General features: G+C 65.6%; 11 protein-coding genes. 5 read left to right on the top strand and 6 right to left on the bottom strand.

Annotated elements, in window-relative coordinates; all coding sequences use genetic code 11:
- Positions 1 to 181 precede the first annotated feature (181 nt).
- Entirely contained in the window at positions 182 to 3,178 is a 2,997-nt protein-coding gene (locus tag AC1DYM_RS06345; protein WP_477337044.1) for a TonB-dependent receptor, read from the top strand.
- Here AC1DYM_RS06345 and AC1DYM_RS06350 read toward each other — a convergent pair.
- Positions 3,166 to 3,675 (bottom strand): gluconokinase, encoded by a 510-nt coding sequence (locus AC1DYM_RS06350; protein WP_477337046.1) that lies wholly within the window; start codon positions 3,673 to 3,675, stop codon positions 3,166 to 3,168. The genes AC1DYM_RS06345 and AC1DYM_RS06350 overlap by 13 nt on opposite strands.
- A 121-nt stretch (positions 3,676 to 3,796) precedes the next feature.
- On the opposite strand from AC1DYM_RS06350, the gene ltaE reads away from it, so the two are divergent.
- Positions 3,797 to 4,810: a low-specificity L-threonine aldolase gene (ltaE, locus tag AC1DYM_RS06355; protein ID WP_477337048.1), complete on the top strand. Its 1,014-nt coding sequence runs from the start codon at positions 3,797 to 3,799 to the stop codon at positions 4,808 to 4,810.
- A gap of 21 nt (positions 4,811 to 4,831) precedes the next feature.
- Here the strand turns inward: ltaE and AC1DYM_RS06360 are convergent, their stop codons facing one another.
- The 4 genes from AC1DYM_RS06360 to AC1DYM_RS06375 all read right to left on the bottom strand — a co-directional run bounded on the left by AC1DYM_RS06360 (position 4,832) and on the right by AC1DYM_RS06375 (position 7,948).
- The gene (locus AC1DYM_RS06360) at positions 4,832 to 5,614 is read right to left on the bottom strand and encodes an N-acetylmuramoyl-L-alanine amidase (protein WP_477337050.1); all 783 of its coding nucleotides are present in this window, start codon (positions 5,612 to 5,614) and stop codon (positions 4,832 to 4,834) included.
- The gene (locus AC1DYM_RS06365; protein WP_477337052.1) at positions 5,611 to 6,051 is read right to left on the bottom strand and encodes a hypothetical protein; all 441 of its coding nucleotides are present in this window, start codon (positions 6,049 to 6,051) and stop codon (positions 5,611 to 5,613) included. The genes AC1DYM_RS06360 and AC1DYM_RS06365 overlap by 4 nt, the downstream gene beginning before the upstream one ends.
- Before the next feature lie 89 nt (positions 6,052 to 6,140).
- The gene (gene zapE, locus AC1DYM_RS06370) at positions 6,141 to 7,253 is read right to left on the bottom strand and encodes a cell division protein ZapE (protein WP_477337054.1); all 1,113 of its coding nucleotides are present in this window, start codon (positions 7,251 to 7,253) and stop codon (positions 6,141 to 6,143) included.
- Positions 7,250 to 7,948, bottom strand: a complete 699-nt coding sequence (locus tag AC1DYM_RS06375) for an alpha/beta hydrolase (RefSeq protein ID WP_477337056.1) — start codon at positions 7,946 to 7,948, stop codon at positions 7,250 to 7,252. The genes zapE and AC1DYM_RS06375 overlap by 4 nt, the downstream gene beginning before the upstream one ends.
- Before the next feature lie 21 nt (positions 7,949 to 7,969).
- Here AC1DYM_RS06375 and AC1DYM_RS06380 point away from each other — a divergent pair, with 21 nt between their 5' ends.
- Entirely contained in the window at positions 7,970 to 8,575 is a 606-nt protein-coding gene (locus AC1DYM_RS06380; RefSeq protein ID WP_477337058.1) for an acyl carrier protein phosphodiesterase, read from the top strand.
- 73 nt (positions 8,576 to 8,648) lie between these two features.
- On the opposite strand, the gene AC1DYM_RS06385 is transcribed toward AC1DYM_RS06380, so the two are convergent.
- A complete protein-coding gene (locus tag AC1DYM_RS06385) occupies positions 8,649 to 9,146 on the bottom strand; it encodes a c-type cytochrome (RefSeq protein ID WP_477337111.1) in 498 nt (165 codons plus the stop codon).
- 369 nt (positions 9,147 to 9,515) lie between these two features.
- Here AC1DYM_RS06385 and AC1DYM_RS06390 point away from each other — a divergent pair, with 369 nt between their 5' ends.
- Both AC1DYM_RS06390 and AC1DYM_RS06395 read left to right on the top strand, forming a co-directional pair.
- Complete coding sequence (locus AC1DYM_RS06390; protein ID WP_477337060.1) at positions 9,516 to 10,772, top strand: efflux RND transporter periplasmic adaptor subunit; 1,257 nt, start codon at positions 9,516 to 9,518, stop codon at positions 10,770 to 10,772.
- Between the two features lie 71 nt (positions 10,773 to 10,843).
- Positions 10,844 to 14,083: an efflux RND transporter permease subunit gene (locus AC1DYM_RS06395; RefSeq protein ID WP_046968220.1), complete on the top strand. Its 3,240-nt coding sequence runs from the start codon at positions 10,844 to 10,846 to the stop codon at positions 14,081 to 14,083.
- Positions 14,084 to 14,165: the final 82 nt, after the last annotated feature.

The raw sequence follows: 14,165 nt of genomic DNA on the forward strand, positions 1-14,165 counted from the left end.
GTTGTTGTCGCGGCTGATCCTCCTGCGCCCCTGAGCGCACCCGCCCTACGGGCGGTCGAGTAACCCCCTCCCTCTTTCTTTCGATCCTCCGGTCGCGACGACGCGTGCACGATGTGCTGCGCGTTCGTGCCGACGTCGTGCCCGTTGCGGGCGTCCCTGCTTGACTTGATGAGGCACCACCGTGCAAACCAGAATCACCCTTCGCCGTCCTCTCCTTTTTGCCGCGCTGCTGACGGCGCTCGGCACCGGGGCGGCGCTCGCGCAGTCCACCACGGGCGGCATCTCCGGCCAGGTCAACGATCCCCAAGGCGCGACCGTGGTCGTCCGGGGCAGTAGCGGCCTGACACGCGAAGTGAACGTGGATGCCAAGGGACGCTACAGCGCGAGCCAGCTGCCCCTCGGCACCTACTCCGTCACGCTACGGCGCAACGGCGCCGACGTGGAGACGCGGAAGGACGTAGGCCTGAGGGTCGCCGCATCGACCGACGTGTCGTTCGGTGCGGCGACGGCCAACCTCGAGGGCGTCAACGTCAGCGCATCGCGACTGCCGGATATCGACGTCACCACGGTGGATTCGCGCTCTGTCATCACCGCGGAGCAGTTGTCCCGGCTGCCGCTGGCGCGCAACGCCGACGAGATTGCCCGGCTTGCGCCGGGCGTAGTGTCGAACAGCGGTGGTTACACCGGTCCCACCGGGGCGTCGTTGAACAGCTTCGGCGGTTCCGCCGCCAGTGAGAACGCGTATTACATCAACGGCTTCAACGTGACCGATCCGCAGCGCGGGCTGGGTGGCATATCGCTGCCCTACGGCGCGATCGACCAGCAGGAAACCTATACCGGCGGCTACAGCGCTCAGTACGGTCGCTCCGATGGCGGCGTCATCAACCAGGTCGGCAAGCGCGGCAGCAACGAATGGCATGTCGGCGGACAGATCCTGTGGGAGCCCGCGTTTGCGCGCGCCGAGACGAGCAACACCTATTACACCAATGGCCTGCCATCGTCGCCGGTCGCCGGCGAACTGTATCGACCCAATGCGCAGGACCGGAGCTGGGTCACGACGGTCAGCAGCTATGTCGGCGGTCCGCTCATCAAGGACAAGCTGTTTTTCTTCCTCGCCGGGGAGTTCGAACGCCAGGAAGGCTCGACGCATAACGCGGTCGACAGCACGAGTCCGGACGTCCAGTACCGCTACAACTCGCCGCGCTGGTACAGCAAAGTCGACTGGAACATCACGGACAACAACATCCTCGAGCTGACCGGTGCGTCGAACACGCGCAAGACCAGCGGCAGTGTCTACGATTACGACTACACGAACCTGACGCGTGGCGAGCAGATCGGTTCGGCCGACAACATCAAGACCGGTGGCCACGTCTTCTCCGGAAAATATACCGGTTACATCACCGACAACCTGACCGTGTCCGCCCTGTTCGGCAAGATGAAGCTGAGCCAGTACGACCAGCCGGGTGCATACGATCCGAGCCTGACCTACGTGGATGGCCTCATCAACCAGAATCCCGCGTTGAACAACGGTTCGCCACGCGGCAACAACCAGAACGTCTCCACGCTGTACAACGCCGACCGTAGCCAACGCACCACGAACACGCGATTCGACATCACCTATGTACTCGGCGACCACACCCTGAGCGCGGGTATCGACAACGAAGTGACGCGCGCCATCGACCAGGGCTCGCAGGCCTCGGGCGACGGCTACTACTGGACGTACGGCCGTGCCGATCCGAACACGCCGATTTCGACAGGTCTTGGCGTTCCGGCGACGGGTGGCATCGCGAACGGCCAGGACGGCTATTACGTCGTTCGTCATGTGTCCAGTTCGCTCGCCAGCGTCCGTTCCAGCCAGCGCGCGCAGTACATCGAGGACAAGTGGCAGGTGGACGATCGCTGGCTGCTGTCGCTCGGTCTGCGCAACGATCAGTTCGAGAATTACAACCGTGACGGCGACGCCTATGTCACCCAGCACCGGCCCCAGTGGGCGCCGCGACTCGGCTTCAGCTGGGACGTGAACGGTGACGCGAGCTTCAAGGTGTATGGCAATGCCGGTCGCTACTACCTCGGCCTGCCGCTCAACCCGGGACTGAACGCTGCGGGCGCGGCCCTGAGCACCTCGCAGTACTTCACCTATAGCGGCATCGACGGGCAGGGCCTGCCGACCGGCCTTACGTCGTTCTCGCAACCGGTGTCTTCGAACAACTACTACGGCGTCCTTCCGGATCCGCGGACCGTGACCGCGAAGAACCTGAAGTCCGAGTACCAGGACGAGTTCATCCTCGGTTTCACGAAGACACTCGGCCATGACTGGGTCTATGGCGCGAAGCTGACCCAGCGCATCCTGCGCAGCGCGATCGACGATTACTGCGACACGGACCGGATCATCGCCAAGGCGGCCTCGCTCGGCTATGACGTCGCCACGACCAACAGCTGCTACCTGTTCAACCCGGGTCGCGCCAGCACGTTCAACCTGATCGACACCTCGGGACAGCTGGTCAGCGTGCCGATGACCAACGCCGAGTTCGGCTTTCCTCGTCTCGAGCGTCGTTACTACGCACTGGAAAGCTTCCTCGAGCATCCGTTCGACGGCCGTTGGTACGGCAAGGTGGACTACGTCTTCTCGCGCAGCTACGGCGATACCGAAGGCCAGCTGCGCTCCGATGTCCAGGCGACGGCCGCCTCGACCAGTCCGGACTGGGACAACAGCTACCTGATGGAGAACAACAACGGCCCGACCAACAACGACCACACCCACCAGCTCAAGCTCTACGGCTACTACCAGCTGACGCCGGAATGGCTGGTATCCGCGAACCTGAGCTTCGTCTCGGGTGCGCCGAAGGTCTGCCTGGGTTACTACGGCCCCAACCTCACCGATCCGGGCAAGTACGGCGGCCAGTACCACTACTGCGATGGCGTCGCCGCGACGCCGGGGTCGCAGGGCAGGCTGCCGTGGATTCGCCAGCTGGATCTGGGCACGACCTACCGGCCCGCGTTCGCCGAAGGCAAGTTGTCGTTCACGGCGAGCGTCTTCAATGCCTTCAACGATCAGCGGGCGCTCAACCGCTACCCGTACTCGCAGACGGACCCGGGTGTGGCCGATCCGCAGTACGGCCAGGCGGTGGTTCGCCAGTTGCCGCGTTACGTGCGGCTGGGTGTGAGTTACGACATCTGACGGATGTCGCAAACGAGTGCACGGACGATGCCTTCGATGGTTTCGGCAGGCGTATTTCCCACCTCTACGCGGAAGGCCTCCTCGGCCGACGGCTCCTCGAGCGTGGCCAGCTGGCTGTCGAGGAGGCTGGGATCGAAGAAGTGGCCGCTGCGGTGGCCGAGGCGCTCGGCCAGCAACGCACGCGATACGTGGAGGTAAGCGAAGCGCACGTCGTTGTGCCCGACGCGCAAGAAATCGCGGTAGCGTCGCTTCAAGGCGGAGCACGCGAGCACCAGCGATTCGCCGCGCTCGCGGTGGCGATCCATCGTCGCCACGATCGCTTCCAGCCAGGGCTGACGGTCCGTGTCGTCCAGCGGAATGCCGTGCGCCATTTTCTCGCGGTTGGCGGCGGGGTGGAGGCTGTCGCCGTCGATGAAGGGCTGGCCGAGTCGGGTCGCCAGGCCTTCGCCGATCGTGCTTTTGCCGCTGCCGGAGACACCCATGACGATAATGATCATAGGAACAATGATGCCACGCGAACTGTGGGAGCCGCTTCAGCGGCGAAAAGCCAACGAAGCGGCAAAGCAGTAACCTCGCTGGCGTAGTATCCACAGCGCCCCCTCAACGACCCCACCCACCATGGCCATGATCGACCTCCGCAGCGATACCGTCACCCAGCCCACCGAGGCCATGCGCGAAGCCATGTTGCGCGCGCCGGTCGGTGACGATGTCTACGGTGAGGACCCCACGGTCAACGCCCTGCAGGAACGCCTCGCCGGGGAGCTCGGTTTTGCCGCCGCGCTCTTCGTGCCCACGGGAACGCAAAGCAACCTGCTCGCCCTGATGAGTCATTGCGAACGTGGCGACGAATACATCGTCGGTGCGGACGCCCATACGTATCGCTTCGAAGGCGGTGGTGCCGCGGTGCTCGGGTCGATCCAGCCGCAGCCGATTCCGCAGGACGCCGACGGCAGCCTGCCGCTGGACAAGGTCGAGGCGGCGATCAAGCCGATCGACCCGCACTTCGCCCGCTCGCGGCTGCTCGCGCTGGAGAACACCTGGCATGGCCGGACGCTCGCCTTCGGCTATATGGCGCAGGCTCGCGAACTGGCGACCCGTCGTGGCCTCGGCCTGCATCTCGACGGTGCGCGCCTGTACAACGCCGCGATCGCCTACGGCCGACCGGCCCGCGATGTGGCGGCCGGCTTCGACAGCGTCTCGGTGTGTCTGTCCAAGGGACTGGGCGCCCCCGTCGGCTCGGTCCTGCTCGGGAACGCCGCCTTGATCGAGCGTGCGCGTCGCTGGAAGAAGGTCACCGGCGGTGGCTGGCGTCAGGCTGGCATGCTCGCTGCGGCGGCCATGCATGCGCTGGATCATCATGTGGAGCGCCTTGCCGATGATCATGCCCGTGCCAGCCGGCTCGCCGACGGCTTGCGCCGTATCGAAGGTCTCAAGGTCACGGCCTGTCACACCAACATGGTGTTCCTCGACGTGCCCGCGGCACGCCTGAAGGATCTCGCGGCACACATGACGAACGCAGGTGTTCGCCTGAGTATCGGCTACCTGCCGTCGGTCCGGCTCGTGACGCACCTGGATATCGACGATGCGGCGATCGAGCAGACGATCGCTGCTTTCGGATCGTTCGCTTACTGATCCGGACTCAGCGGCGAGGGCTTACTGGCGCGGCGCCATGAGCTTGCGCTGCAGCGAGTAGAGAATCGCGGCGTCGGTCGCATCGAGCGCATCGGTTTCCATCGCGCGGTAGTGGCGATGGAAGGCGATGATCGCGTTGCGCGGGTTGCTGACGTCGTAACCGACCAGACGCATTGCCGCGAGGCTGTCGAAGTTGGGTGGCGCTGGTATGAGCGTCGCGTCGGGCCACAGTCCGAACCCATAGCGGGCCAGCGTCGCCCAGGGAAACTTCACGCTGGGATCGTTCTTGCGTCCCGGCGCGATATCGCCATGGCCGACCACCGCATCGCGTGGAATGCCCAATCGCGAGGTGAGGTCGGCGAGCAGGTTCACCAGCGCCTGGATCTGCGGCTGGGTGAAGGGTGAGTTGCCGTCATTATCGATCTCGATGCCGATGGACGACGAGTTGATGTCGGTCATGCCAGCCCAGCGCGATGCGCCGGCGTGCCAGGCACGCGCATTGTCGTCGACGAGCTGATCGATGCGACCGTCCGCTTCGACCAGGTAGTGCGCGCTGACCGGGCCTTCGCTATTGCGCGTGCTGAGCACGCGCAGGGCGGCGGCGGGATCGCCGATGGACGTGTGGTGCAGCACGATCAGCTGGGCCTTGCGCACGTTGAAGTTCGGCGAGGGGGTCCAGTGCGCGAGCGCGCTGCGTTGCGGTGCGACGGGCGGTGCGGTGGCGCAACCCGCCATCGTGAGCAGGAGAAGGGCGACCGCCGCAAAGCGCGCAGGCCTGGCGACGGTGGAGGCCCGATGCGTCATTCGACGCGGAAATCGCTGCTGGTGATGACCCATTCGATCTCGTCGCCGACGTCGCCGGCATCTTCCCGGGAGGCGACGACGATCTGCAGGTCGACGCAGTCGTGTCCCTCGGACAGCCACTGGGTCTTCTCCAGCGCCATGCCAGCCTTCTTCAGGGCGACACGCAAGGCGGGCAACGTGGTGGCGATCAGCTCGATGCCCTCGTGGACGAGGTTGCCGCCCAGGACCTCGATATCGCAGAGCTTGTCGTCGAGGAAGCGCAGGCGGAGCCAGTCGTTGCCGTCGGGCGTGCTGTATTCGTCCTCGTCGTCCCACATGTTCTCGCCGCCGGCCTTCCAGCCGAGCGAGTCACGGAGCTTCTTGCGTGGCATGCCGAAGAAGATATCGGTGTCGTCGCGGCGAATACCGCGACCGGGAACCAGTTCGTAATGTTCCATGGCTGTCCTCTCAGGTGGCGCGGGTGACCCGCCCGCAAAGCATGAAGGTGGCGGACAGCGAGCGAACAGGCGTCCGCGTCCGCGCTGAATCAGGGTTTATGGTCACGGCCAAGGTAGTCCTCGCTCTGCATCTCGATCAGGCGCGATTCGGTGCGCCCGAACTCGGCGCGAACCTTGTTGCCGTCGTAAAGTTCGGTGATCGGCGCGGCGGCGGAAAGCACCAGCTTGACGTGCCGGTCGTAGAACTCGTCGACCAGAAGGACGAAGCGTTTCGCTTCGTTCTCCGAGTAGACGGTGAATTGGGGCACGTTGGAGACGATGACCGTGGGAAAGGTGCGGGCCAACTCGATGTAATCGGCAACGGCGCGCGGCCCTTCGCATAGCGCGGCGAAATCGAACCAGACGATGTTGTCGGCGCGCTTGCGCACGGGGATCTCGCGGCTGTTCAGCGCGATCGAGCCACCGTCCGCCACGTCGCCCTGCGCCTGGCCGCCGAAGATGCGGGCAAGCGAGCGTTCCGCTTCGGCGCCTGGGGGCACCATGTACACCGATGCCTGGGACAGGGCACGCAGGCGCCAGTCGCGGGGCGAAATCATTTCGTGCACGACGCACTGGGCTTCGATCGCCGCGATCGCCGGCAGGAAGCGGGCGCGCTGCAGGCCACCCTTGTAGAGACCCGAAGGCGGCGTGTTCGACGTGGTGACGAGGGTCACGCCGCGAGCGAACAGGCCATCGAGGAGGCCGGCGAGGATCATCGCATCGCCGATGTCGGACACGAGGAATTCGTCCAGACACAGGACGCGACACTTCGCGGCCAGGCGATCGGCGACTTCGTCGAGTGGATTCTGCCGTTCGCCGAGCTCGCGCAGCATGGCGTGTACCTCCAGCATGAAGCGATGGAAGTGGCGGCGCAGGGCCAGGCCCGGCGCGAGGCTCGAGACGAACAGGTCCATCAGGAAGGTCTTGCCGCGACCGACGCTGCCCCAGAGGTAGAGGCCCGGAACGGCCTTGCGGGGTTCGCTGCCGAGCATGTTGCGCAAGCGGCCGAAAAGACCGGATGCCGGTGGCTCCGGCGTGCAGAGCGCGGCATGCAGGCGGTCGAACTCGGCGATGACGGGCAACTGCGCGGGATCGGATTCCCAGCGATGGCCGGCGATACCGTCGCGGTAGCGCTCGCCCGGTGTCGATTCCGTGCAGTTCATGCGGGGCGGGGTCCCGGCAACCAGTCCTTCACGGCGTGCTTGATCGCACCGCGCAGGTCCATCAGGCGGCGATGGAAGAAGTGACTGGTGTCCTCCATCCGGATCAACTGCGGTCGACGATCCTCCGGCAGGCTATCGATCCAGTCGTAGACGGCCTGCGGCTCGACGATCTCGTCGGCATCGCCCATCACGACCAGCCACGGGCAGGTGGGCAGGTCCAGCGGCCCGAAGTCCCAGCCACGGCCCGCGGCGGGCGGCGCGACGCTGATCAGCGCCTCGGCGCCAAGGCTTACGGCATTGCGCAGCGTGACGTAGCTGCCGAAGGAGAATCCCGCCAGCCACAACGCCGCACCGGGGCGCGTCTTGCGCGCCCAGGCGACCACGGCGGCGAGGTCGTCGCTTTCACCGTGACCGCTGTCGAACTCGCCTTCGGATCCGCCCACGCTGCGAAAGTTGAAGATGACCGTGTCGACGCCGGCTTCGCGCAGCGAGCGCTCGATCATCGTCACGACCTTGTTGCGCATGCTGCCGCCGTCGGTGGACAGCGGATGGCAGATAACCGCGATGGCGTTGCGGGCGACATCGGGGTCGGCGGCCCGGGCTTCGCATTCCAGCTTGCCCGCGGGGCCCGCGAGCGCGAAGCTGGCGGTCTCGTCCGGAAAACGCTCCGGCGCTTCAGATAGATGTTCGCTCATGCCCTTCATGATACCCGCCCCGTGAACGTCCTGGCCCACGCCCTGCTGGCGGGCGACGACGCGGCGCTGCGGCTGGGCGGCGTGATGGGCGATTTCATTCGCGGCACGCCCGATCTGGCCTTGCCGCCGCGCGTGCGTGACGGCATCTACCTGCACCGTGCGATCGACGGCTTCACCGACAGCCACGACGAGGTCCGCGCGGCGCGCGAGCGCCTGCCCGCGCCGTTTCGTCGTTACGCGGGCATCCTGCTGGATATGTGGTTCGACCATTGCCTGGCAAGGGATTTCGCCAAGTGGTCTGCTCATCCCCTGGCCGAATTCTCGACCGGGCTGCGCGACGAGATGCATGCGGCGATGCCGATACTCCCCGATTCGCTTAGGCGCTTCCTTGGCTACATGGACGCCAACGACCTGCCGGCCGGGTACATCGAGCCCGCGGCGATCGGCAAGGCCTTAAGCGGTATCTCGCAGCGTCTGTCGCGCGCCAATCCGGTCGCCGAGGCGATGCCGCTTCTTCTTTCCGAAGACACGATGCTGCGCGGGACCTTCGAGCGGTTCTTTCCGCAACTGAGGGATTTCGCCCGCGAGTGGGTCGTACAGCGCTCGTCGCTTGCGGGATTACGGTAGGAGCCGATTCATCGGCGAATGGGTGCTCGCCTCAGACTGGCCCGCTGCCGCGGGATCGCCGATGAATCGGCTCCTACTTGGCCTGGTCGACCATCCACTTCACCGTGTTGCCGACCTGCTCGTCGGTCAGGGACGGATTGCCGCCCTTGGCCGGCATGTGGTTGCCGTCCGGGCCGGTGTAGCCCTCGATCGCGTGCTTGGTCAGCACGGCGATGCCCTCGGCGATGCGGGCGCCCCAGGCGGACTTGTCGCCGACCTTCGGTGCGCCGGCCACGCCCGCCGTGTGGCAGCTGTGGCAGAGGTTGTCGTAGATCGTCTTGCCGTCGGTGCTACCGCCGTAAGCCACCTGCGAGGCAGCGAGCTTGGCGGCGGCTTCCTGGGCGGCCAGCATGGCGGCACGGCCCGTGTCACCGGCGTATACGGCGCCGACGGGGGCGATCCGGGCCTCGGTCCGCTTGGCGACGGCGGGGTCCTGGTCCTTGGGGATATTGCTGTAGATGATGTACGCCAGCACCATCAGGACGACGGCGAGGACGCTGAGGCCAGCGGTCAGCAATGAGAACTGACGCATGAAGTTCTGGTCGGACTTGCTCGGAGAACCGCTCACGCATTGACTCCACTGAATTTGGGTGTGCCGTCCCCCTCCCCGGGCTCCGGCGTGCCTGCGGCCGCGATGCGGCGTCGAACCGGGCGAGTATAACGGAACCCTTGCTTGAGTCAGCGGTCTTGAGATCGGCGCTGGAACGGTTCATGCGGAAAGGGGTAAACATGCCGTCAGTCATGGGGGACCCCTGTCAACCGGCATTGTTCAATTCCGTTCCCCAACACCTAACATTGGCGCCGTCGATCCTTAACCTTCGGGGGGTATAACCCCCCCATGGCGCACGGCGCGCCCGGTCGGAGCGGTGCCTTCGACCGGTTATTCATCTGGGAGTGTTACATGTCGCGTTTCTGGAAAATCGCGCTGGCCGTCATTGTGGTCGTGCTGATTGCGGGCTTCTTCCTTATCAGGAGCCATCAGGCCAAGGGGGGCGACGCTGCGGCGGGTGCCCAGGCCAACGGCGAGGGGCAGGGCAAGGACCAGCCGCCCGTGCCGGTCACGGTCGTGCCCGTGGCGACGCAGGATGTGCCGGTGTACCTCACGGCCCTCGGGACCGTGCAGGCACGTAACACGGTCACCGTGCGCCCGCAGGTGGGCGGCCAGCTGATGAAGCTCAACTTCCAGGAAGGCCAGGAAGTGAAGAAGGGCGACGTCATCGCGGAGATCGACCCGCGCACGATCCAGTCCCAGTACGACCAGTCCGTCGCCAAGCTCAAGCAGGACCAGGCGCTCGCCGCCACGGCCAAGAACAACCTCGACCGCTCGACCAACCTGGTCAGCAAGGGCGGCCAGCAGTACGTGTCCAAGCAGGACCTGGACAACCTCAAGAACAGCCTCGACCAAGCCGTGGCGACCGCCAACGCCGACCAGGCCGCGATCCGTGCCGCCCAGGTGCAGCTCGGCTTCACCAAGGTCATCGCGCCGATCGACGGCCTCGCCGGCATCCGCTCGGTGGACGCCGGCAACATCGTCGCCACCACGGACGCGATCGTGACGCTCACCGAGCTGCACCCGATCTACGTCATGTTCTACCTGCCCGAGAAGAACCTCGACCTGGTCCGTGGCTCGACGACGGACGGTTCGCTCTCCGCGCTGGAAGTCTCCGCGCTCGACCGCGTCGATTCGCATGCCATCGCCACGGGCCATCTGGACGTCCTCGACAACACCATCGACACCAGCACCGGCACGTTCCGCCTGCGCTCGCTGTTCGATAACGAGAAGACCCAGCTCTGGCCGGGCCAGTTCGTCAACGTGCAGCTGAAGGTGCGCACGGTGAAGAACGGTCTGGTGGTGCCTGCGCAGGCCGTTCAGCGCGGTCCGGACGGCGATTACGTTTACCTCGTGCAGGGCGACAACACGGTCAAGATGCAGGCGGTGGAAACCGCGACCGAGGTCGGCGACAGCCACGTCATGCTCAGCAAGGGCGTGAAGGTCGGCGACAAGGTGGTCACCGAAGGCCAGTTCCGCCTCAAGCCGGGTTCGAAGATCCAGCCGCTGGCGCCGGGCCAGGTGCCCGAAGCACCCACCGCCGAAGAGCTGCAGAAGTCGAAGACGGCAGGCAAGCAGGGTCGCCAGGGCGGCAAGCGCGGCGGTTGACAGAGCGCGCGGCGTGTCCATGACGGACGCGCCGCCCACGGACCGCAAGGTCCCGACACCAGGACACAAACGTGGGTTTTTCGACACTCTTCATTCGCCGACCGATCGCAACCTCGCTGCTGATGGTGGCGGTGCTGTTGCTCGGTATCCTCGGCTACCGCCAGCTACCGGTGTCGGCGCTGCCGGAGATCAGTGCGCCGAGCATGGTCGTCACCACGCAGTATCCGGGTGCCAGCGCCACGACGATGGCCGCCCTGGTCACGACGCCGCTCGAGCGTAACTTCGGCCAGATTTCCGGCCTGACCTCGATGAGCTCGGATTCGTCGGCGGGCCTGTCGACGATCGTGCTGCAGTTCGCCATGGATCGCGACATCGACGTGGCCGCGCAGGACGTGCAGGCGGCGATCAACCAGGCGCGCGGCACGCTGCCGAACAACCTGCCGTATCCGCCTGTCTACAATCGCGTGAACCCGGCCGACGCGCCGATCATGACCCTCATGCTCACCTCGGACAGCCTGCCGCTGCGCGACGTGAACAACTACGCCGACTCGATCATCGCGCAGAAGCTGGCGCAGGTTCAGGGCGTCGGCCTGGTCTCGATCGCCGGTAACGTACGTCCGGCCGTGCGCATCCAGATCAACCCGGCGCAGCTGGCCAATCTCGGCCTGACCATGGAGGACGTGCGCAGTTCGCTCACGCAGGCCAACGTCAATGCGCCCAAGGGCACGCTCAACGGCAAGACCCAGTCCTACAGCATCGGCACCAACGACCAGCTGGCCGATGCGGCCGAGTACAAGGGCACCATCATCGCGTACAAGAACGGCGCACCCGTGCGCCTTTCCGATGTCGCCAACGTGATCGATGGTGTCGAGAACGACCAGCTCGCCGCCTGGGCGAATGGCAAGCCCGCCGTGCTGCTCGACATCCGCCGCCAGCCCGGTGCGAACATCGTGCAGACGGTGCAGCAGATCCGGCAGACGATTCCCGACCTGCAGAAGGTGCTCCCGGCCGACGTCCACCTCAAGGTGTTCTCCGATCGGACCATCACCATCCGTGCCTCGGTCGAAGACGTCCAGTTCACCCTCATCCTGACGATCTTCCTCGTCGTCGCGGTGATCTTCGTCTTCCTTCGTCGCCTGTGGGCGACGGTCATTCCGTCAGTCGCCGTGCCGCTGTCGCTGGTGGGTACGTTCGGCGTGATGGCCTTCGCCGGCATGTCGCTGGACAACCTCTCGCTGATGGCGCTCGCGGTGGCCACGGGCTTCGTCGTCGACGATGCGATCGTGATGATCGAGAACATCGTCCGCTACATCGAGCAGGGCCACGACGCCAAGACCGCGGCGGAAATCGGTGCGAAGGAAATCGGCTTCACCGTCCTGTCGCTGACCGTCTCGCTGATCGCGGTGTTCCTGCCGCTGCTGCTGATGCCGGGCGTGACCGGTCGCCTGTTCCACGAGTTCGCCTGGGTGCTGACGATCGCCGTCGCCATCTCGATGTTGGTCTCGCTGACCCTTACCCCGATGATGTGCGCCTACCTGCTCAAGGCCGACGAGCTGCCGGACGCGGAAGACGCGCACGAGCATGCGTCGGCCTCGGGCAAGCACACCACCTGGTCACGCATCGTCGACGGTTACGGCAGCAGCCTGGACTGGGTGCTCGACCATCGTCCGCTGACCATGGTCGTCGCCGCGCTCACGGTGGCTCTGACCGTTGTGCTCTACATCATCATTCCCAAGGGCCTGCTGCCCGAGCAGGACACCGGCCTGATCACCGCCGTGGTCCAGGCCGACCAGAACGTGGCCTTCCCGCAGATGGAGCAGCGCACCAAGGCCGTGGCCGACGCGCTGGCGAAAGACCCGGCGGTCGCTGGTGTCGCCGCCTTCATCGGTGCGGGCTCGATCAACCCGACGCTCAACCAGGGCCAGCTGTCGCTGGTGCTGAAGGATCGTGGCGATCGCGCCTCGCTCGACGAACTCCTGCCGCGCCTGCAGAAGACCGTGGAGAACATCGCCGGTGTCGCGCTGTACCTGAAGCCGGTGCAGGACGTGACGCTGGACACCCAGGTCTCTGCAACCGAGTACCAGTACTCACTGTCCGACGTGAACTCCACGGAACTCGCCGGCTACGCGCAGCAGATGACTTCGGCCCTGCGCAAGCGCAAGGAGCTGTCGGATGTCGACAACAACCTGGCCGACCAGGGCACGGCGCTGAAGCTGACCATCGATCGCGACAGTGCCAGCCGCCTCGGCGTGCCGGTGCAGACGATCGACGACACCTTGTACGACGCCTTCGGCCAGCGCCAGATCTCGACCATCTTCACCCAGTTGAACCAGTACCGCGTGGTGATGGAAGTCTCGCCGGAGTTCCGCACCAGCTCGGACCTGCTCAACAAGCTGACCGTGCGCGGCAACGGCAACGGCGCGCTCACCGGTTCGAACGCCACGAGCTTCGGCCAGCTGGCATCGAGCAACTCGGCCACGCCAGCCGGTATCGGCAATACCGGTAACGTCGGTTTCCAGGTCGGCGGTGGCGGCACGATTCCGATCACCGCGCTGGCCAGTTCCGTCGTGACCAGTGCGCCGCTGGTGGTCACCCATCTGCAGCAGCTGCCGGCGGTGACGATCTCGTTCAACCTCGCGAAGGGCGAATCGCTGTCCGAGGCAGTCGCAGCGATCCACGAGGTCGAGAAACAGCTCAACTTCCCGCCGCAGGTGCGCGGTCAGTTCATCGGCAAGGCCGCGGAGTTCTCCTCGTCGGTCGGTGACGAAGTGCTTCTGCTGCTGGCCTCGATCATCGTCATCTACATCGTGCTGGGCGTGCTCTACGAGAGCTACATCCACCCGCTGACGATCATCTCCACGTTGCCGCCGGCAGGCGTCGGCGCGCTGCTCGCCCTGCTGATGTGCGGCATGACACTCTCGGTCGACGGCATCGTCGGTATCGTGCTGCTGATCGGTATCGTGAAGAAGAACGCGATCATGATGATCGACTTCGCGATCGAGGCGAAACGCACCGGGCTGAATGCGCAGGAAGCGATCCGTCGCGCCTGCCTGCTGCGTTTCCGCCCGATCATGATGACCACCGCGGCGGCGCTGCTCGGCGCCTTGCCGCTGGCCCTCGGCACCGGCATCGGTTCGGAACTGCGCAAGCCGCTGGGTGTGTCGATCGTCGGCGGCCTGTTGCTTTCGCAGCTGGTGACCCTCTACACCACGCCGGTGATCTACCTCTACATGGAGCGATTCTCCGACTGGCTGGCGGAGCGCAAGGCGCGACGAGAGCTATTGCTGGCAGACGCCCGGCCCGCTTCCTGATGCGAAGCGTCGCCGGGGGAGACCGCACCACCCTCATTCGCCGGACGGTTCGCCGCCCGGCGAAACCTTTTTCCGGGATACG

It is taken from the genome of Luteibacter sp. P1_D3, assembly GCF_056406135.1.